The organism is Streptomyces sp. MMS24-W38 (assembly GCF_059889265.1).
Window position 1 is genome coordinate 3900528 of the sequence record NZ_JCBCPP010000001.1, and the last position, 19623, is coordinate 3920150.

Here is a 19623-nt window from a genome sequence, read left to right on the forward strand (position 1 = left end):
CAGGATACCGGGGCGTTTGTGGGGGGACATGAGTGCGGGTCCTGACCGGGGGTTCGACCGGTCAGGACCCGAACTGGGGTCTTGCTGTGCTGTGGCTCCCCCGCAAGGATTCGAACCTTGTCCTACTAGATCCAAAATCTAGTGTGCTGCCAGTTACACCACGGGGGACAGCGCCTCAGACCTTACCGGAGACATACCCCCGCGTGGGTCACGATGGCGCCCCACCGGCCCTCGGTGCGACGGTACGGCCCACTGCTCTGTCGCACGGTGAGGACGGGACACCCGCGGTCGCACGTCGGCGGACGCGGAGGCCGGTGGTCTGCCGGTGCCGTCCGCCGGCCGCACCCCTGTGTGGTCTCGGAACGCGCCGCGCCCGCTTTCGGGAATCGCCCTCACCGCCGTCCTGCTATCCCGCGCGGGGCCGGCGGGTCCGGCGGGAGCCGGTCTCCGGGACGGACCGAGCGGGCGTCGCGCCGGCCGGCCCGCAGCCCACAGCCTGCCGTGCCGGTGGCGAGCTCCCCCGTAACGTGGCCTGTATGGCGGATGACGCGGGCGGACCGGAAGTCGCCGGGGATCCGGTGTCCCGTCCGACGGCTGCACGGATCCTGCGTCCTGGGTGGTGGCTGGTGTCGGCCGTCATCGTGTCGGCAGCCGCGGTCGTCGCGTTGAACCGGCGCCACGACCTGGTCCTGGCCCTGCGTCTGATGGGGGCGGTCCCACCGGGACGGCTGGGACTCGCCGCCCTTCTCGAGGCGCTGTCCCTGGCCTGTGTGGCGGCGATGCAATGGTGGCTGCTGAGGGCGGGTGACGCCCGTCTGAGGTTCGGCCGTGTGGCGGTGATGATCCTGGCCGCCAACGCGGTGGCCGGGGCGCTCCCCGCCGGGGCGGCGTTCGCCGCTGCCTGGCTGTTCCGACAGTTGCGGCGCTGCCGTGTGTCGCAGGTGCTCGCGGGCGCCGTCCTCGCGGTGTCCGGCGTGTTCTCCGGTCTCGCCCTGTTCTCACTGCTGGTGGCCGGCGTTCTGGCCGGTGGAGGAGCAGGCGTTGCCGTCGGCCTGCGCGCTGCGGTGCTCTGGCTGACGGCGGCCCTCGTTCTCGTCACCGCCGGGACGGTCGCCCTGGCGCGTTTCCCGCCCGTGCGGCGCCGGGTCTGGCGCGCGTGGCGGCGGATCGGGGTCCGTTCCCCCCGCATGTGGAGCATCGAAAGCGGGCTCTCCCACCTCGTCCGGCACGTGAGAGCGAAGCGGCCTGGTGTACGCCCATGGCTGACGCCGTTCGCCCTGGCCCTTTCCAACTGGGTTCTCGACGTGGCCTGCCTCGGAGCCTGCGCGTGGGGGCTGGGTATCGCGCTGCCCTGGCCGGGGACGCTGGTCGCCTACGTCCTCACCCAGATGGCGGGGGCCCTGCGGCTCACGCCCGGCGGCCTCGGAATCGTGGAAACCAGCCTTGCCGCGCTCCTGGTGCTCTACGGACTGCGCGTCGACCAGGCCATCGCACTGACACTCCTGTACCGGATCGCGAGTTACTGGGCCCCGCAGGCGGTCGGCTGGACGAGCTGGCTCGGCCTCACGATCGCCTCACACCGGCGGGCCCACACCGAACGCGAAGAGTCGGGGACGTGACGCGTGCCGTCGCCGTGGCCCTTTTCTGTGGGCGCTTCCCGGCCGCGGGGTGAGAATGGACGGGACAGGTTCTCCGCTGCACCGAGAGGTGGGCAGGTGGGCCAGGCGGCGATCAGTGTTACCGGTCTCAGCAAGCGGTTCGGGACGGTGACGGCACTGGACTCGGTCGACTTCGAAGTCCGGCCCGGTACCGTCCTCGGCCTGCTGGGGCCCAACGGTGCGGGTAAGAGCACGGCGATTCGGATTCTGACGACGATCGTGCGCCCGAGCGCGGGCCACGCCGAGATCCTCGGGCACGACGTGGTCCGCGAAGCGGCGACCGTCCGGGGTCTGATCGGTCTGGCCGGGCAGTACGCGGCGGTGGACGGCAACCTCACCGGCCGGGAGAACCTGCGCATGATCGGGCGGCTCACCCACGTGCGGCGCTCCCGGATCCGGGTCCGCGCGGCTGAACTGCTGGAACGGTTCGACCTCACCACCGCGGGCGAGCGTCTCGTGCGGACTTACTCCGGCGGCATGCGCAGACGCCTGGACGTCGCCGCCGCGCTCGTTCCCGGCGCGCCGGTTCTCTTTCTCGACGAGCCCACCACGGGCCTCGACCCGCACAGCCGCAACGCGCTGTGGGACCTGATCCGACACCTCGTCGACGACGGTACGACCGTGCTGCTGACCACTCAGTACCTGGACGAGGCCGACCGACTCGCACATCGGGTGGTCGTCATCGACCGGGGACGGGTGATCGCCGACGACACCCCGGCCCGTCTCAAAGCGCATCTGGGCGACACCGTCATCGAGTTCGACATGGGAGAAGCCGGGCGGGCCCGGTCGGCGGCCGAACTGCTGCGGGCGCGCTTCGCGGAGTCGCCCCGCGTCGACGCGTCCCGGGTCCGCCTGGCCTCACGCGACGGATCACGCCAGTTGTTGGACGGCCTCCGGCTCCTGGACGCGCACGGCCTGGTGCCCAGCACCGTCGCCGTACGGGAAGCCAGCCTGGACGACGTGTTCCTGCAACTGACCGGGGACCGGTCATGACCCGTGCCGCCACCGGACCCGCCCGGCGCCCGGGACCGCTCGCCCGGCCCGGGACACGGCTCGTGCGGACCGCCGGGGACGGTCTGACCGTCGCATGGCGGAATCTGACGGCCTTGCGACGAATACCGCGGCTGCTGGTGTTCTCGACCATCCAGCCACTGGTCTTCGTGCTGATGTTCCGGTACGTCTTCGGAGGTGTCGTCGCGCCGGCCCTCCACGGAGTCAGTTACGTCGACTTCCTGATTCCGGGCATTTTCGTGCAAACGGCGGTCTTCGGGGCCATGAACACGGCGATCGGCCTGGCCACGGACATGCAGACCGGCCTGATGGAGCGATTCAGGTCGCTGCCGATGGCCAGGTCCGCGGTGCTGGTGGGGCGAACCACGGCGGATCTCGGGCGCCACGTCTTCGTGGTGGCGCTGATGACGGGGGTGGGGTTCGCCATCGGTTTCCGCATTCACGCCGGTGTGTGGGCGCTGCTCGGCGGGATTCTGCTGGTGCTGGCCTTCGGGTTCGCGATGTCATGGATCTTCGCGGTGGTCGGTATGGCGGTCGGTGATCCGGAGACGGCCCAGGCCGCGGCATTTCCCGTCCTGGCCCCCCTGGTCTTCGCGTCCGCGGCGTTCGTCCCCGTCGACACCATGCCCGGATGGCTGCAGGCGTTCGCCCGGCACCAGCCGGTGTCAAGGACCGCCGAAGCGGTCCGCGACCTGGTCCTCGGGGGGCCGACCGCACAGGACGTGTGGCAGGCGCTCGCCTGGGACGCGGGCATTGTGCTGGCGTTCGCACCGCTGGGCGTATGGCTCTATCGCAAGGCGGTGTGAGAGGGCGTTCTGCGACCGCGTATCTGCCTGGTGCGTGTGCCATACGCGTACCGTCCGGGCGGAATGCGGGCTTCCGGGGTCGAAGGATGTGCGATTCAACAGTTCGAGGGATGTCGGGCGATGCCGCATCCGAACGGTCACGGAGCGTGCTGGGGGTGGGGCGGGGAAACTGCCCGGAAAACCGGCACCGCGCGCCCGTAGGCTGGAGGGCATGACCACGACGGGGGAAGACCACGTGGCGGCCGGCGGAGGGCCGTGGTGGTGGGGCAGGCGGCGGAGTGCCGCGCTGGATGTGAGCCTTGCGGCGGTGTCCGCGCTGGAGTGCGGGCTGGAGGGGATCCCGTTCGCGCGGGACGCGGGGATCCCGGTGGCCGCGGGGGTGGTCTTCGGGCTGCTGGCGGGTTCCGTGCTGGTGGTGCGGCGGCACTGGCCGATCGCCGTGGTGCTGGTGGTGATCGCCATCACGCCGGCCCAGATGGGCTTTCTGATGGGCCTGGTCGGCCTGTACACGCTGGCCGCGTCGGAGTTGCCGCGCCGGATCATCGGGTCGCTGGCGGGGATGTCGCTGGTGGGGACGCTCATCGTGACGTTCGTGCGGGTGCGGCAGGACATGGCGCGCGGGGAGCTGACCCTGGGGGACTGGTTCGTTCCGTTCGCGTCGATCACGACGTCGCTGGGGCTGACCGCGCCGCCGTTGCTGCTGGGGCTGTACGTGGGGGCGCGGCGGCGGTTGATGGAGAGTCTGCGGGAGCGGGCGGACAGTCTGGAGCGGGAGCTCCAGTTGCTGGCGGAGCGGGCCGAGGAGCGGGCCGAGTGGGCGCGTAACGAGGAGCGGACGCGGATCGCGCGGGAGATGCATGACGTGGTCGCGCACCGGGTGAGTCTGATGGTGGTGCATGCGGCGGCGTTGCAGGCGGTGGCGCGGAAGGATCCGGAGAAGGCGGTGAAGAACGCCGCGCTGGTGGGGGACATGGGCCGGCAGGCGTTGACGGAGTTGCGGGAGATGCTCGGGGTGCTGCGGTCCGGCGGGGGCGGTGGAAGCCGGGGCACCGGGGACGCGGTGCCGTTGGTGGCGGTGGGTGTGGCGGCGGCCGCGGCCGCGTCGCGGGCGGTGGACGAGGCTCGGGGTGCGGGGGGCGAGGGGCCGAGGCTGGCGGAGATCGGCGAGTTGGTGGAGCAGTCGGCGGCTGCGGGGGTGGTGGTGGACCTGTCGGTGGAGGGTGAGGGCCGGTCGTATGCGGGGGAGGTGGAGTCGACGGCGTATCGGGTGGTGCAGGAGGCGTTGACGAACGTCCACAAGCATGCGCCGGGGGCGAAGACGTATGTGCGGCTCGCGCATCGGGTGTCGGAGATCGCGATGCAGGTGGAGAACGAGTCGCCGCCGGAGGCGGGGGCGTCGGCGCGGTTGCCGTCGGGTGGGAACGGTCTGGTGGGGATGAAGGAGCGGGTGTCGGCGCTGGGTGGGGTGTTCGTGTCGGGGCCGACGGACGCGGGGGGTTTCCGGGTGTCGGCGGTGATTCCGGCGTCGTAGCCGAGAGCCGAGAGCCGAGAGCCGAGAGCCGAGAGCCGGGGCCGGGCCCGTGGGCCCGGCGGCGTGGTCAGCCGGTGGTGAGGCGGGTGGGCCGGGTGCCGGTGACGAGGGCGGTGAGGGCCTGGTCGATGTGGTGGCCGAGGTACCAGTCGCCGGTGTGGTCGAGGGCGTAGACGCGGCCCTGGGCGTCGATGGCGAGGAGGGTGTGGGTGTCGGTTTCGGCGCCGACGGGGCAGACCTCGGTGTCGAGGGCGCGGCCGAGGTCGCCGAGGGTGCGGGCCATGTGGAGGCCGTGCAGGGGGTCGAGGTGGAGGGCGGCGGGGGCGAGTTGGCGGCCGGTGCCGGTGGGGGTGATGTGGAGGCCGCCGAATTCGGCCCAGACTTCGACGGCGGAGGGGAAGACGGCGTGGCGGTGTCCGGCGGGTGAGGTGTGCTCGCGCAGGGTGTCGGCCCAGATCTCGGCCTGCTTGATGTCCCAGCGGCCCGGTCGCCAGCCGGCGGTGCGCAGGGCGGCGTCGACGGGGTCGGGGAAGCGCGGTGGGGTTCCCCCTGGCTCGGGTGGGGCCGGGTGGTGGGGGGCGGGGGTGCGGTCGGTGTGCATCTGCCGTTCGTCCGTCGTCGTGGTGGTGGCCGGTCGGTGCCGGGGGAGGTGGGGGCGGGGGTTATCCGGGGTCGACGACGCGGACTCCGAAGTGGGCGGTGAGGGCGGTGCAGGCGCGACAGGGGGCGGCGAAGCCTCCGTGGAGGGGGTCGCCGTCCTCGCGGATGTGACGGGCGGTGAGTTTGGCTTGTTTGAGCGCTTTGCGCGCTTCGCCGTTGGTCATGGGTTTGCGTGCGGCGCGTTTGCTGCGGGCGTTGTCGGCGGCGGTGATGTGCCGGGAGATGAGGATGGTTTCGGCGCAGCGGCCGGTGAAGCGGTCGCGTTGGCCGCTGGTGAGGGCGTCGAGGAAGTCCTGGACGAGGGGGTGCAGGTCGGGGGGTGTGTCGCCGCGGGCGGCGGTGCCGGTGAGGGTGGCGCCGCGGATGGAGAGGGCGGCGGCGATGGTGGGCAGGATGCCGTCGCGGCGGTGGTGGAGGAGGGGGGTGTGGGCGGCGTCGGCGGCGCTCCAGCCGACGCGGGGGTCGCCGGTGCGGGGGGCGCCGGGTCGACCTGTGTGGGTCCCCTGGTGGGTCCCTGTTTGCGTCATATTCATGATCGTCTTTTCCTCCCGCGCATCCCCCGGAAGGTCACAGAGTGCCAAATGGCGTGGCTGATGGGGAAGCTGGGGCGGGGTGACACGCCCAGGTTTGGGCTGACTGTCACGGGAGGGTGACGGTTGGTCACGGAACCGGAGGGGCGAGCGGCCGGTGCCCGGTGACCGGTGCCGTCGTACCGCATAGGCTGTCGGCACCGCGATTCCTGCGGTGATCCGCGCGGATGGCGTGCGGGGCAACGGCGGGAAGCGGCGGTAAGCAGTCGAAACAGACGTGACAGTCGAATACGTTCCGTAACGGCCCGAGGGTGGTCGGTGCGGGGCGTACAGAGTGCCGCAGGGGGCAACCGCCATGACGACAGGTCGGCTCGGGCAGAAAACCGTGCCGCCGAATGCGGCCTATGCCGGGCAGGTCGTGCACTTCCCGGATCCGGTGCGGGCGGCCCGTCACCCGAGAGGGGTACGGGTGGACGAGCGTGGTTACCCCGATTTCTCGCCGTACGCGCGTGCGGCCGCGGAGATCGCGGAGCCGCCGGAGGGTTTCGGTGTCGACGAGCTGCGGCTGACCGACTACGTGTCGGCGAACGCGGCGCTGGCGGCGACCGGTCATGAGCTGTGGGACACGGTGCCGGCGGTGGCGACGCCGCACGGCTGGACGTGGCACCACGTGGTGGCGTCGCGGCGGCTGGAGCTGGTGCCGGTCGAGGTGAAGGCGTTGCTGCGGCACCACGGTGGTGTGGTGACGTCGGGCGTGGACCAGGAGAAGCGGGGGACGCGGCCGTTGCAGGAGACGCGTCCGGCGCATTTCGGGCTGCCGAAGTCGGGGCTCGCGGTGACCGAGGCGCAGGTGCTGGGGGTCGAGGAGGACCTCGGGTACCGGCTGCCGGGCGCGTACCGGTCGTTCCTGAAGGTGGCGGGTGGTTGTGCCCCGGTGGGGACGGCGCTGGACGCGGAGCTGGGGCTGCTGGTCGACCAGCCGTTCTTCACGGTGCGGGACGAGGCCGCGGTCAATGACCTGGTGTACGTCAACAAGTGTCTGCGTGATCACCTCACCAAGGACTACCTGGGAGTCGCTTTCGTCCAGGGCGGTCTGCTGGCGGTGAAGGTGAAGGGCGACCGGGTGGGTTCGGTGTGGTTCTGCGCGTACGACGACGCGCGGGACGTGGACCCGTCATGGACGCCGGCGGAGCGGGTGGAGCGGCTGCTGCTGCCGTGCGGGGACGACTTCGACGCGTTTCTGGCACGGTTGGCGGGGTCGCCGCCCGAGTTGGAGACGGTGGCGAATCTGATGGTGGACGGCGGCTTCGCGCAGGTCGTTCCGGTTTCCTCCGCGGGGGAGTGAGGTCTGGCGATGGTGACGTTCGCGCAGGCGCAGGAGCGTGCGGAAGAGTGGATCAACGGGGATGTGCCGTCGTATCAGCACCGTGAGGTGCGGGTGCGGGAGTTCGGTCTCGGGTTCGTGGTGTGGGCGGAGGACCGTGCGGACGGGCCGCGTTCGGACGGCGGCGCGCAGCGGCTGGTGATCGCCCGGGACAGTGGTGAGGCCTCGTTGTGGCCCGCGCTGGCGGTGGGTGAGGTGATCCGCCGGTACGAGGAGGAGTACGGCCGTGCGGAGGCGGTGCCGGAGCCGGCGCCCGCGGCGCGGGTGGATCTGAACCAGACGTCGTTCCTGTTGAGTCCGCCGGAATGGTTGCAGGAGGCCGCGGACCGGCTGGGGATTCCGGATCGTCGGGGGGAGACGTCGGGCGGTGCGGCGGGGGCGGCCGGTACCGGTGGTGCCGCCGCGGCGGCGGGGGCGGGGGCCGGTTCCTCCGGTGCCGCCTGGCCTGCTGCCGGTGGGGGCGACTCCCCGGCGGGGGCCGCCGGAGTCGGTACCGGTGCCGGTTCCGGTGCGTCGGGTGAGCCGGCCGGGGCGACGCCGTGGGCCGGTACGGACACGAACGCCGATACCGGTGAGGACCGTTCCGTGCCGCTGCCGGAGACCGTGTTCGCTCCGCCGCTGAGCCGGTCCGACGACGACACGCCGCCGCCGGCGGCGGCGGCGGCGGACGCGCAGACGGCGCTGATGTCGGGCGGCAGCCGGCTGCCGCCGACGGCGGTGAGCCCGGCGCTCCAGGCCCCGAACGCGCAGGTTCCGCCGGGTGCGCCGGCGTATCCGGCGGCGCAGGACGCCGGGGACATCGCCGACGCCGCGACCAGCAAGGCGCCGCCGCCGCGCCGTGGTTCGGGCTCGACGACGCCTCCGCCGCCGGGCGCCCCGGGCACGCCGGGCGCGCGGGCGGGGGCCACGCCTCCGCCGCCGTCCGCGCCCCCGTCGGGTCCCGGCACGCCGGGGGGTCCGGCGGGTGGGTACGTACCGACGCAGATGATGTCGTCGCTGGGGTCCGACGGACTCAGCGGTTTCGAGGGCCCGGAGGGCCCGGGAGGCGCCCAGGGCGGCCGGCCGGCGGCCGGCACCCCGACCCCGCCGCCCGGCGTCGCGACGCCGCCGCCGGGTACTCCGCCTCCGCCCGGGGCGCCGCCGGCGTCCGGTGGTACGCCGCCCGGCGGGGTGTACCACGCCGCGACGGTGTTCGCCGACCCCGGTCGGCCGGGGTCCGGCAAGGGTGCGCCGCAGCCTCCCGGCCCGCCCGGTGTCCCCGGCGCGCCGCAGCCCCCGGGTGCTCCGGGCGCCCCGGGAGGGCGTGGTCCCGTGCACCACGCCGAGACCATGCTGGCCGGTCCTCCGGTCGGCGGCCCCGGCGTACCTCCGCCGCCCGGTGTCCCCGGGACGCCGCCGCCTCCCGTGCCCCCCGGCGTTCCCGGCGGTGTGCCCGGTGCGGTGCCTCCGGCGTACGGCTATCCGCCGCAGCCCGTCGGACAGCCGACGGTCGGCCCCGGCTATCAGGCGGTTCTGCGCTACCGCGCGCAGGACGGTTCCGAGCAGCAGCTGATCCGGCGTTCGGCGCCGGGCACGCCGCACCCGGAGTGGCAGATCTTCCACGAGCTGCGTGCGATGAACGTGCCGCCGAACCAAGTGCTTGAGCTGCACACGGAGTTGGAGTCGTGTGAGCTGCCGGGTGCGTACTGTGCCCGGATGATCCGGGAGCAGTGGCCGCAGGCGCGGATCACGAACATCGCCCCGTACGGCACGGATCACGCGAGCCGGCAGCAAGGCATGCAGCAACTGCTCGAGCATCAGGGTGAGTTGCATCAGGTGGCGGACGGTCCTGCCCGGCCGGCTCCGGTGCGCGCGCCGTTGCCGCCGGTTCCGCCGGCGCCGCCGGTTCCGCCGGAGGTCATCGGGCAGGAACTGGCGGGGGCGTTCGGGCCGGGTGTGTTCCGGTTCGAGCAGGCCGCGGTGTCCCGGCAGGGGGTGCCGCCGATAGTGGCGCACACGCTGGTGGTGGCCGGACTGCCGCTGGACATGGGCCCGTTCTTCTGGGCGCAGGCCCAGCCGGGTCGTCCGGTGCCCACGCTGGCGGAGCTGGCCGTGGAGCGGGGCGTGCAGCCGGCCTCGGACGCGGGTTCGTACCTGGTGATGGGCAGCGACTTCGGCAAGGCGATCTGTGTGCAGTACGGCACGGCGAACATCGTCGCGGTGCCGGTGGAGGCGGGGCCGGGCGGTGCGCCCGTACCGCCGCAGTTCGTGAACACCGGTCTGCCGGAGTTCGCGCGCTGCCTGGCGTTGCTGGGGCGGATGTGGCGGCTGCGGTTCGGGCTGAACCCGGAGCAGGCGGGCCGCTGGACCGTCGACTTCCAGATGCAACTGGCGGCACTGGACCCGGCGGCACTCGGTTCGCCGGACAGCTGGTGGTCGGTCCTGCTGGAGCAGATGTGGGACGGCCTGCTGTGACCCCTCGCCGCTGAGGGCGGCGAACAGGTGGGAGCCGGGCCCGGTCGGATGTGACGACCGGGCCCGGCCCCGTGCGTGTCCGCCCCGGTCGTGCGGCATCTTCGAGGCATCTCAGGGCGCGTCCCCGGTTCTGGTGGGGTGGTTTCCGCCGTGTCGGTCGTGTCGGTCTCCGAGGTCCCGGCGGACGTAGCCCGCCCCCGGGCGGCCGTCGACCGTGATGTCCCGCACGCGTGTGAAGCCGTTGCGGGTGAGGACGGTCATCGACGCGAGGTTGTCCGACGTGGTGACCGCGGTCAACGTCGTGAGACCGTACGGCCGCGCTGCCAGGCGGCAGGCCTGGGCCACCGCTGCCGTCGCCACACCGCGGCCCGCCGCGTGTTCCCCCACGCGGTAGCCGAGTTCGGCCGAGCCGTCCGCGACGTCGATCAGGTTCACCCGGCCGACGACACTCCCGTCCTCGTCCAGGACGACATGGAAGTGGCAGGTGCCCGCCTCCTGTTCGGCCAGGAGCGAGGCGTGGCGGGCGGCGAAGCCGGACGGCGTGAAGTACGCGTCCCCCCGGTCCGGTACCGAGCGGGCGAAGTAGGCGCGGTTGTCGTGCTCGAAGGCCAGCAGTGCGGGCGCGTGCTCCGCGCGGAGGCGTTCCAGGATCGGCATGCCGGAACGGTATGCGGGGGACCGCTTCCGGAGCATCGGGGTTTTCACGGCTTGACCCTGACGTGGCGGAAGGGCGGAGGCTGAGTGGGCCGTCGGGAGGAGGCAACCCTGAGATGCGCTCCGCCTGTCGGGGGAGAGCCCTTAGGGGTACCTCCGTACTACGGCTCGGGGAGGGTTCGTACCGACGGATGACGAGACGGGGCGGGGGCGGTCCTTAATCTGGTTTTACGCCGCTGGGGGGCGGCAAGGCACACCACCGGGGGTGGGGTTTTCCTCAGGAGAAGACTGCGCCGGGCACCAGGGCGCACGATCCTCCCCGCCGCCAGACTGAACCACGTCGAACGAACACGCACGAAGCGGCCGTCGGGCACGACGGCGGTCGCGCCGGGCACCGCTGACCCCATTGCTTACCGACATAGGAGAATTACCGTGACATCGGCTGTGACCATTCCCAGGCACGGGGGTACTGGAGGGCGTACGGCCGTTGCCGCGCGGGCGCGGCAGGTCGTGAAGGCGTACGGGGCCGGTGAGACCCGCGTCGTCGCGCTCGACCACGTCGACGTGGACATCGCCCGCGGCCAGTTCACCGCGATCATGGGTCCCTCGGGGTCCGGCAAGTCCACACTGATGCACTGTCTGGCCGGGCTCGACACCGTGACCAGCGGGCAGATCCATCTGGACGAGACCGAGATCACCGGCCTGAAGGACAAGAAGCTCACGCAGCTGCGCCGGGACCGGATCGGGTTCATCTTCCAGGCGTTCAACCTGCTCCCGACGCTGAACGCGCTCGAGAACATCACGCTGCCCATGGACATCGCCGGTCGCAAGCCCGACCAGGAGTGGCTGGACCGGGTCGTGGAGACCGTGGGGCTCGCCGGGCGGCTGAAGCACCGGCCCACCCAGCTGTCCGGCGGTCAGCAGCAGCGCGTCGCCGTGGCGCGGGCGCTGGCGGCCCGGCCCGAGATCATCTTCGGTGACGAGCCGACCGGAAACCTCGACTCGCGCGCCGGCGCCGAGGTCCTCGGCTTCCTGCGCCGTTCGGTCGACGACCTGGGCCAGACCATCGTGATGGTCACCCACGACCCGGTCGCCGCCTCCTACGCGGACCGTGTGCTGTACCTCGCCGACGGCCGCATCGTCGACGAGATGCACCAGCCGACGGCCGAACAGGTCCTGGACCGGATGAAGGACTTCGACGCCCGGGGGCGCACGTCATGACCGTGCTGAAGACCTCGATGCGCAACTTCCTCGCGCACAAGGGGCGGATGGCGCTGTCGGCGGTGGCGGTGCTGCTGTCCGTGGCGTTCGTGTGCGGGACCCTCGTGTTCACCGACACGATGTCCACGACGTTCGACAAACTGTTCGCGGCCACGTCGTCGGACGTCACGGTGAGCGCCAAGGGCGCCTCCGACTCCGGCGAGACGACCTCCGGCAACGGCAAGCCGCCGGTCATCCCGGCCTCCGTGCTCGCCGATGTGCAGCGGGTGGACGGCGTGCAGTCGGCCGAGGGGACGGTGCACTCCACCTCGGTGACCGTCGTCGACGGCGACAAGAAGAGCCTCTCGCCCACCAGCGGCGCCCCGACCATCGTCGGCAGCTGGAGCGAGAACGACGCCCGCACCATGAAGGTCATTTCCGGTGCGGCGCCCCAGGGCTCCGACCAGGTGATGGTCGACGCCGACACCGCCGCCAAGCACGGCCTGAAGCTCGGTGACGAGATCGGCGTGATCTCGGTGGTCGGCACGCACAACGCGAAGCTCTCCGGCATCGCCGACTTCACCGTCACCAACCCCGGTGCCGCGATCTTCTACCTGGACATCAAGACCGCTCAGCAGGTGCTGATCGGTGAGAGCGACGTCTACACCTACCTCAACGTCACCGCGGCCGACGGCGTCAGCGACGCGCAGCTGAAGAAGAACCTCCTGGCGGCACTCGGCGGCGACCACAAGGTGATGACCGCCGAGGAGAGCGCGGAGGCGGGCCAGAAGGACGTCGAGGGCTTCATGAGCGTCCTGAAGTACGCGATGCTCGGCTTCGCCGGGATCGCGTTCCTCGTCGGCATCTTCCTGATCATCAACACCTTCTCCATGCTGGTCGCCCAGCGGACGAGGGAGATCGGCCTGATGCGGGCCATCGGCTCCTCCCGCAAGCAGGTCAACCGCTCGGTGCTGATCGAGGCGCTGCTCCTCGGCGTCGTCGGTTCGGTGCTCGGTGTGGGCGCGGGCGTCGGCCTCGCCGTCGGGCTGATGAAGCTCATGGGCATGGCGGGCATGGACCTGTCCACGGACGACCTCACCGTCGCCTGGACGACCCCGGCGATCGGACTGCTCCTCGGTGTCCTCGTCACCGTCCTGGCCGCCTATCTGCCGGCCCGGCGGGCCGGCAAGATCTCCCCGATGGCCGCACTGCGTGACGCGGGTGCCCCCGCGGACGCCAGGGCCGGCTGGATCCGGGGCGGCGTCGGCACGCTGCTGACCGCGGTCGGCGCGTTCGCCCTGTATCTCGCGGGGTCCGCGGAGAAGGCCGCGGAGGGCTCGATGTGGCTGGGCCTCGGTGTGGTGCTGTCGCTGATCGGCTTCGTCCTCATCGGTCCGCTGCTCGCCGGCGGTGTGGTCCGTGTCCTCGGCGTCGTCGTGCTGCGGGTCTTCGGCCCCGTGGGGCGGATGGCCGAGCGCAACGCCCTGCGCAACCCGCGCCGCACCGGTGCCACGGGCGCCGCGCTGATGATCGGGCTCGCCCTGGTGGCGTGCCTGTCGGTGGTCGGCGCCTCCATGGTGGCCTCGGCGACCGACGAGCTGGACAAGAGCGTCGGCACGGACTTCATCATCCAGTCCGACAGCGGCCAGCTGATCACTCCGCAGGCGGTCAAGGCCGTGCAGGACGCCCCGCAGGTGGAGCGGGTCACCGAGTACAAGTGGACCGAGGCCGACTTCACCACGCCCGACGGCAAGACGCTCAAGAACACGGCGATCACGGCGGCCGACCCGACGTACGCCACCGACCTGCGGGTCGAGACGGTCGAGGGACAGCTCGCGGACGCCTACCGGCCCGACTCGATGTCCGTCCACGAGAAGTTCGCAAAGGACCACGGCATCGGCCTCGGATCGAAGATCGACGTCGCGTTCAAGGACGGGTCGACCGCCGGCCTGACCGTCCGGGCGATCACCAGCAGCGACGCCGTGGTCGACGCGGGTGCGATGTACACGTCGATCGACACCATGGCCAAGTACGTCCCGGCCGACAGGATGCCGTTGGACATGCTGCTCTTCGTCTCGGCGAAGGACGGCCAGCAGGACGCCGCGTACACGGCGCTGAAGGAGTCGCTGCACGACTACCCGCAGTACACCGTGCGCGACCAGACCGACTACAAGGAAGCGCTCAAGGACCAGATCGGCCAGCTGCTGAACATGATCTACGGTCTGCTGGCCCTGGCGATCGTCGTCGCGATCCTGGGTGTGGTCAACACCCTGGCCCTGTCGGTGGTCGAGCGGACGAGGGAGATCGGCCTGATGCGGGCCATCGGCCTCTCGCGCCGCCAGCTGCGCCGGATGATCCGCCTGGAGTCGGTCGTCATCGCCCTCTTCGGTGCCCTGCTGGGCCTGGGGCTGGGCATGGGCTGGGGCGCCACCGCCCAGCAGCTCCTCGCGCTGGAGGGCCTGAAGGTCCTCGAGATCCCGTGGCTGACGATCATCGTCGTGTTCGTCGGCTCGGCGTTCGTGGGACTGGTCGCGGCCCTGATCCCGGCGTTCCGGGCGGGCCGGATGAACGTCCTGAACGCGATCGCCACCGAATAGCGACCGCCCGGCCACCGCCCACGGGGGCGGCGGGGGAGCGCCCGGCGCCGGGAAGTCCTGAGGGGCTTTCCGGCGCCGGGCCCGTCGGTGCCCGGACTTCCGGCCGACCGGATCGGGCGGTGGGCCGGCACCGGCCACGGGCACCGGGCGTTGTCCACAGGCTTCCGGTGTCCGCGGGCGCGGCGTCGTACGCTGGACACCCCCGGCCCGCGGCGCGTGTCGGGCCTCTCGTGATGCACACCCCCGGATGGAAGCGCCTCGAATGAGCCTGCACGGTCTGCTGGACGCCGTCGTCAAGGACACCGCCCTCGCGGAAGCGATCTCGGCGGCCGCCGACGGCAACCGGATGCACGTCGACCTGGTCGGCCCCCCGGCCGCCCGCCCCTTCGCGGTCGCGGCCCTGGCCCGGGACACCGGCCGTACCGTGCTGGCCGTGACGGCGACCGGCCGTGAGGCGGAGGACCTGGCGGCGGCCCTGCGCTCCGTCCTCCCGCCGGAGGGGGTCGTGGAGTACCCGTCCTGGGAGACGCTGCCGCACGAGCGGCTCAGCCCCCGCAGCGACACCGTCGGACGCCGCCTGGCGGTCCTGCGCCGACTGGCCCACCCCCGGTCGGACGACCCCGAGACCGGTCCCGTCTCCGTCGTCGTCGCGCCCGTGCGTTCCGTGCTCCAGCCGCAGGTCAAAGGCCTGGGCGAGCTGGAGCCCGTCGCGCTGCGGACGGGACAGACCGCCGACCTGAACGAGACCGTCGAGGCGCTCGCCGCCGCCGCGTACGCACGCGTGGAGCTGGTCGAGAAGCGCGGCGAGTTCGCGGTGCGCGGCGGCATCCTCGACGTGTTCCCGCCCACCGAGGAACACCCCCTGCGCGTCGAGTTCTGGGGCGACGACGTCGAGGAGATCCGCTACTTCAAGGTCGCCGACCAGCGCTCCCTGGAGATCGCCGACCACGGCCTGTGGGCCCCGCCCTGTCGGGAGCTGCTGCTCACCGACGAGGTGCGGGAGCGCGCGCGGGTCCTCGCCGAACAGCACCCCGAGCTGGGCGAGCTGCTCGGCAAAATCGCCGAGGGGATCGCGGTCGAGGGCATGGAGTCCCTGGCCCCCGTCCTCGTCGACGACATGGAGCTGTTGCTGGACGTGCTGCCCGAGGGTGCCATGGCCGTCGTCTGCGACCCGGAGCGGGTGCGTACGCGGGCCGCCGACCTGGTGGCGACCTCGCAGGAGTTCCTGCAGGCGTCCTGGGCGGCAACCGCCGGCGGCGGGGAGGCGCCCATCGACGTCGGCGCGGCCTCCCTGTGGTCCATCGCGGACGTCCGCGACCGGGCGCGCGAGCTGGACATGATGTGGTGGTCGGTGTCGCCGTTCGCCGCCGACGAACAGCTGGACGGAGACACCCTCAAACTCGGCATGCACGCCCCCGAGACCTACCGCGGGGACACCGCGCGGGCGCTCGCCGACACCAAGGGCTGGCTCGCCGACGGCTGGCGCACGGTGTTCGTCACCGAGGGCCACGGCCCGGCCTCCCGCACGGTGGAGGTGCTGGGCGGCGAGGGCATCGCGGCCCGGCTGGAGGCGGACCTCGGCGCGATCGCCCCGTCCGTCGTGCACGTCGCCTGCGGCGGCGTCGACCACGGCTTCGTCGACCCGGCGCTCAAGCTCGCCGTGCTCACCGAGACCGACCTGACCGGCCAGAAGGCGTCCGGCCGCGAGGGCGCCCGGATGCCGACCCGGCGCCGCAAGACCATCGACCCGCTCACCCTGGAGCCGGGCGACCACATCGTCCACGAGCAGCACGGCGTCGGCCGCTACATCGAGATGGTGCAGCGCACCGTGCAGGGCGCGACCCGCGAGTACCTGGTGGTGGAGTACGCCCCCGCCAAGCGCGGCCAGCCCGGCGACCGCCTCTACATCCCCACCGACCAGCTGGAGCAGATCACCAAGTACGTCGGCGGCGAGGCACCCACCCTGCACCGGCTCGGCGGCGCCGACTGGACCAAGACGAAGGCGCGGGCGAAGAAGGCCGTCAAGGAGATCGCCGCCGACCTGATCAAGCTGTACAGCGCGCGCATGGCGGCACCCGGGCACGCCTTCGGCGGCGACACACCCTGGCAGCGCGAGCTGGAGGACGCCTTCCCGTACACGGAGACGCCCGATCAGCTGACCACGATCGCCGAGGTCAAGGAGGACATGGAGAAGTCGGTCCCGATGGACCGGCTGATCTGCGGCGACGTCGGCTACGGCAAGACGGAGATCGCGGTGCGCGCCGCGTTCAAGGCCGTCCAGGACGGCAAGCAGGTCGCCGTCCTCGTCCCCACCACGCTGCTGGTGCAGCAGCACTTCGGGACGTTCGGCGACCGGTACGCGCAGTTCCCGGTGAACGTGCGGGCGCTGTCCCGGTTCCAGACCGACACGGAGGCGAAGGCGGTCCTGGAGGGCCTGCAGGAGGGGTCGGTGGACGTCGTCATCGGCACCCACCGGCTGTTCTCCTCCGAGACCAAGTTCAAGGACCTGGGACTGGTCATCGTCGACGAGGAGCAGCGCTTCGGCGTCGAGCACAAGGAGCAGCTGAAGAAGCTGCGCGCCAACGTCGACGTGCTGACCATGTCCGCCACCCCCATCCCGCGCACCCTGGAGATGGCGGTCACCGGCATCCGTGAGATGTCGACGATCACCACGCCGCCGGAGGAGCGCCACCCGGTGCTCACCTTCGTCGGTCCCTACGAGGAGAAGCAGATCGGCGCGGCCGTCCGCCGTGAACTGCTGCGGGAGGGGCAGGTCTTCTACATCCACAACCGGGTCGAGTCGATCGACCGCGCGGCGGCCCGGCTGCGGGACATCGTGCCCGAGGCGCGGATCGCGACCGCGCACGGGCAGATGTCGGAGTCGGCGCTGGAGCAGGTCGTCGTCGACTTCTGGGAGAAGAAGTACGACGTGCTGGTGTCGACGACGATCGTCGAGTCCGGCATCGACATCTCCAACGCCAACACCCTGATCGTGGAGCGCGGCGACAACTTCGGCCTCAGCCAGCTGCACCAGCTGCGCGGCCGGGTGGGACGAGGCCGCGAGCGCGGTTACGCCTACTTCCTGTACCCGCCGGAGAAGCCGCTGACGGAGACCGCGCACGAGCGGCTCGCGACGATCGCCCAGCACACCGAGATGGGCGCGGGCATGTACGTGGCGATGAAGGACCTGGAGATCCGCGGCGCCGGAAACCTGCTCGGCGGCGAGCAGTCCGGCCACATCGCGGGCGTCGGCTTCGACCTGTACGTCCGGATGGTCGGCGAGGCCGTCGCGGACTACCGGCGCCAGCTGGAGACCGGCGAGATCCAGGAGGAGCCGCCGCTCGAGGTCAAGATCGAGCTGCCCGTCGACGCGCACGTCCCGCACGACTACGCGCCCGGTGAGCGGCTGCGCCTTCAGGCGTACCGGGCGATCGCCTCCGCCAACTCGGAGGAGGACGTCAAGGGAGTGCGCGAGGAACTCGTCGACCGCTACGGCAAGTTGCCGGAGCCGGTGGAGAACCTGCTGCTGGTGGCGGGCCTGCGCATGCTGGCGCGCGCGTGCGGCGTCGGGGAGATCGTCCTGCAGGGCAACAACATCCGGTTCGCCCCGGTGGAGTTGCGCGAGTCCCAGGAACTGCGCCTCAAGCGGCTCTACCCGGGCACGGTCCTCAAGCCGGCCGTCCACCAGGCGCTGGTGCCCCGGCCGAAGACGGCGAAGGTGGGCGGAAAGCCTTTGGTCGGCCGGGAGTTGCTGGCGTGGGTCGGGGAGTTCCTGACGTCGGTCCTGGGGTCGTGACCGGGGGGTCCCGCCGGCCGGCCCGGACGCGCGGGGCACACGGGGCATGAGCGAAGCCGCCCACGGCAGGGGATTCCGTGGGCGGCTTCCGGCCCGGACTCGCGCCTACGGCTGATCGGGGCGGTCGCGCTTCATACCGAGCCGTTCCTCGGCCTCCCGCTGTCCGGCGTCGATCTGGTCCTCGTACTTTCCGCCGGTCCGCTCGTTGAGCTTCTTCTCGGCGGCGTCGGAGGCCTTCCTGGCCTTCTCCTGGGCCGACCTGCTGCTCTTGAACTTGTCGAAGATGCCCATCCGGAGCTCCTTCCGAGGGTGACTCAGCACCGACCCTACGCGCGACGTGCGAGTAATGCCCCTTTTGTGGGGATGAGGTCTGGACCTCTCGCTGGCTACGGTGAGACCCGATGCGATACCGGCCGTTCAGGGGCGGGTAGGAAGAACGTACAGAACAGCAAGGGAGGGGCACCGTGGCGCGGTACTCGACGTGGGACGGGGCGGAGCGTGCGGAGCGGGCCGGCGGGCGAATACGCCGCGGCGGCGGACCGGGGCTTTCGCGCCGTACGGGGACCGCGGTGTCGGCGCTGGCCGCCGTGGCGCTCCTCGCCGGCTGCGAGGGTGTGGTGGACACCGGTTCCCCCGCCGGGGACAGCCCGGCGGCAGTGGACGGACACGCCGTCAGCCCCCTGGACAACCCGGACGGCACCGAGCCGGGCCTCGCGCCGCTGACCGGGGAGACGGACCGGGCGGCGGGCCTCGCACTCATCGAGAAGGTGACCACCAAGGGCCGCGGACCGAAGACGGGTTACGGCCGCGACGAGTTCGGCTACGCCTGGAAGGACACCGCCGACGGCGTACCCCTCGCGCGAAACGGCTGCGACACCCGGAACGACCTCCTCCAGCGCGACGGGCAGGAGGTGCGCTTCCGCTCCGGTTCCAACTGCGTGGTGGTGGCCATGACCCTGGCCGACCCGTACACCGGCAAGACCATCGAGTGGCGCAAGGAGAACGCGTCCGAGGTCCAGATCGACCACGTGGTCCCGCTCTCCTACAGCTGGCAGATGGGCTCCTCCCGCTGGTCGAAGGGGAAACGGGAGCAGCTGGCGAACGACCCCCTCAACCTCATCCCGGTCGAGGGCCGCGCCAACTCCGCCAAGAGCGACTCCGGACCCGCCGCCTGGCTCCCGCCGAGCAAGCCCGTACGGTGCGCGTACGCGGTCCGCTTCGCCCAGGTCGCCGTCAAGTACGAGATGCCGGTGACCACGGCCGACAAGCGCATGATGCTGGAGCAGTGCGGCGGCTGACCGCCGCACTGTGAGGGGCGGCGAAGCGATCGGTACGACAACGG

At 71.8% G+C, this 19623-nt stretch carries 14 protein-coding genes and 1 tRNA gene; 10 read left to right on the forward strand and 5 right to left on the reverse strand.

Going from position 1 to position 19623, the window contains the following annotated elements:
* Positions 1–92: 92 nt before the first annotated feature.
* Positions 93–168 (reverse strand) — tRNA-Gln (locus AC6F7H_RS16805).
* Positions 169–536: 368 nt separating this feature from the next.
* Between AC6F7H_RS16805 and AC6F7H_RS16810 the strand changes: the two genes are divergently transcribed.
* The 4 genes from AC6F7H_RS16810 to AC6F7H_RS16825 all read left to right on the forward strand — a co-directional run bounded on the left by AC6F7H_RS16810 (position 537) and on the right by AC6F7H_RS16825 (position 5006).
* The gene (locus tag AC6F7H_RS16810; RefSeq protein ID WP_500757777.1) at positions 537–1619 is read left to right on the forward strand and encodes a lysylphosphatidylglycerol synthase transmembrane domain-containing protein; all 1083 of its coding nucleotides are present in this window, start codon (positions 537–539) and stop codon (positions 1617–1619) included.
* A gap of 96 nt (positions 1620–1715) precedes the next feature.
* The gene (locus AC6F7H_RS16815; RefSeq protein WP_500757778.1) at positions 1716–2651 is read left to right on the forward strand and encodes an ATP-binding cassette domain-containing protein; all 936 of its coding nucleotides are present in this window, start codon (positions 1716–1718) and stop codon (positions 2649–2651) included.
* Positions 2648–3475, forward strand: a complete 828-nt coding sequence (locus tag AC6F7H_RS16820; RefSeq protein ID WP_500757779.1) for an ABC transporter permease — start codon at positions 2648–2650, stop codon at positions 3473–3475. Before AC6F7H_RS16815 ends, AC6F7H_RS16820 begins: the two co-directional genes overlap by 4 nt.
* A 211-nt stretch (positions 3476–3686) precedes the next feature.
* Complete coding sequence (locus AC6F7H_RS16825) at positions 3687–5006, forward strand: sensor histidine kinase (protein WP_500757780.1); 1320 nt, start codon at positions 3687–3689, stop codon at positions 5004–5006.
* Between the two features lie 67 nt (positions 5007–5073).
* Here AC6F7H_RS16825 and AC6F7H_RS16830 read toward each other — a convergent pair whose 3' ends face one another.
* Positions 5074–5607, reverse strand: coding sequence for an SUKH-3 domain-containing protein (locus tag AC6F7H_RS16830; RefSeq protein WP_500757781.1), 534 nt, complete (start codon positions 5605–5607; stop codon positions 5074–5076).
* 61 nt (positions 5608–5668) lie between these two features.
* Positions 5669–6199, reverse strand: coding sequence for a YwqJ-related putative deaminase (locus AC6F7H_RS16835; RefSeq protein WP_500757782.1), 531 nt, complete (start codon positions 6197–6199; stop codon positions 5669–5671).
* Positions 6200–6551: 352 nt separating this feature from the next.
* On the opposite strand from AC6F7H_RS16835, the gene AC6F7H_RS16840 reads away from it, so the two are divergent.
* A complete protein-coding gene (locus AC6F7H_RS16840) occupies positions 6552–7541 on the forward strand; it encodes an SMI1/KNR4 family protein (protein ID WP_500757783.1) in 990 nt (329 codons plus the stop codon).
* A gap of 9 nt (positions 7542–7550) precedes the next feature.
* Positions 7551–10034, forward strand: coding sequence for an SUKH-4 family immunity protein (locus AC6F7H_RS16845; RefSeq protein WP_500757784.1), 2484 nt, complete (start codon positions 7551–7553; stop codon positions 10032–10034).
* Between the two features lie 111 nt (positions 10035–10145).
* Here the strand turns inward: AC6F7H_RS16845 and AC6F7H_RS16850 are convergent, their stop codons facing one another.
* The gene (locus AC6F7H_RS16850; RefSeq protein ID WP_500757785.1) at positions 10146–10691 is read right to left on the reverse strand and encodes a GNAT family N-acetyltransferase; all 546 of its coding nucleotides are present in this window, start codon (positions 10689–10691) and stop codon (positions 10146–10148) included.
* 429 nt (positions 10692–11120) lie between these two features.
* On the opposite strand from AC6F7H_RS16850, the gene AC6F7H_RS16855 reads away from it, so the two are divergent.
* From AC6F7H_RS16855 to mfd, 3 genes are all read left to right on the forward strand, one after another.
* Entirely contained in the window at positions 11121–11909 is a 789-nt protein-coding gene (locus AC6F7H_RS16855; protein WP_109382439.1) for an ABC transporter ATP-binding protein, read from the forward strand.
* The gene (locus tag AC6F7H_RS16860) at positions 11906–14485 is read left to right on the forward strand and encodes an ABC transporter permease (protein ID WP_500757786.1); all 2580 of its coding nucleotides are present in this window, start codon (positions 11906–11908) and stop codon (positions 14483–14485) included. Before AC6F7H_RS16855 ends, AC6F7H_RS16860 begins: the two co-directional genes overlap by 4 nt.
* 262 nt (positions 14486–14747) lie before the next feature.
* Positions 14748–18281, forward strand: a complete 3534-nt coding sequence (gene mfd, locus AC6F7H_RS16865; RefSeq protein WP_500757787.1) for a transcription-repair coupling factor — start codon at positions 14748–14750, stop codon at positions 18279–18281.
* A 105-nt stretch (positions 18282–18386) separates the two neighbouring features.
* Here mfd and AC6F7H_RS16870 read toward each other — a convergent pair whose 3' ends face one another.
* A complete protein-coding gene (locus tag AC6F7H_RS16870) occupies positions 18387–18572 on the reverse strand; it encodes an antitoxin (RefSeq protein ID WP_500757788.1) in 186 nt (61 codons plus the stop codon).
* Between the two features lie 230 nt (positions 18573–18802).
* Here AC6F7H_RS16870 and AC6F7H_RS16875 point away from each other — a divergent pair, with 230 nt between their 5' ends.
* Positions 18803–19579, forward strand: a complete 777-nt coding sequence (locus tag AC6F7H_RS16875; RefSeq protein WP_500761874.1) for an HNH endonuclease family protein — start codon at positions 18803–18805, stop codon at positions 19577–19579.
* The last annotated feature ends 44 nt before the right edge of the window (positions 19580–19623 follow it).

Excerpts from the sequence above, each read along its gene's own strand:
- AC6F7H_RS16810 (WP_500757777.1), top strand. The coding sequence starts at position 537 with ATGGCGGATGACGCGGGCGGACCGGAAGTCGCCGGGGATCCGGTGTCC.
- AC6F7H_RS16820 (WP_500757779.1), top strand. The coding sequence starts at position 2,648 with ATGACCCGTGCCGCCACCGGACCCGCCCGGCGCCCGGGACCGCTCGCC.
- AC6F7H_RS16825 (WP_500757780.1), top strand. The coding sequence starts at position 3,687 with ATGACCACGACGGGGGAAGACCACGTGGCGGCCGGCGGAGGGCCGTGG.
- AC6F7H_RS16830 (WP_500757781.1), bottom strand. The coding sequence starts at position 5,607 with ATGCACACCGACCGCACCCCCGCCCCCCACCACCCGGCCCCACCCGAG.
- AC6F7H_RS16835 (WP_500757782.1), bottom strand. The coding sequence starts at position 6,199 with ATGAATATGACGCAAACAGGGACCCACCAGGGGACCCACACAGGTCGA.
- AC6F7H_RS16840 (WP_500757783.1), top strand. The coding sequence starts at position 6,552 with ATGACGACAGGTCGGCTCGGGCAGAAAACCGTGCCGCCGAATGCGGCC.
- AC6F7H_RS16845 (WP_500757784.1), top strand. The coding sequence starts at position 7,551 with ATGGTGACGTTCGCGCAGGCGCAGGAGCGTGCGGAAGAGTGGATCAAC.
- AC6F7H_RS16850 (WP_500757785.1), bottom strand. The coding sequence starts at position 10,691 with ATGCCGATCCTGGAACGCCTCCGCGCGGAGCACGCGCCCGCACTGCTG.
- AC6F7H_RS16860 (WP_500757786.1), top strand. The coding sequence starts at position 11,906 with ATGACCGTGCTGAAGACCTCGATGCGCAACTTCCTCGCGCACAAGGGG.
- mfd (WP_500757787.1), top strand. The coding sequence starts at position 14,748 with ATGAGCCTGCACGGTCTGCTGGACGCCGTCGTCAAGGACACCGCCCTC.
- AC6F7H_RS16870 (WP_500757788.1), bottom strand. The coding sequence starts at position 18,572 with ATGGGCATCTTCGACAAGTTCAAGAGCAGCAGGTCGGCCCAGGAGAAG.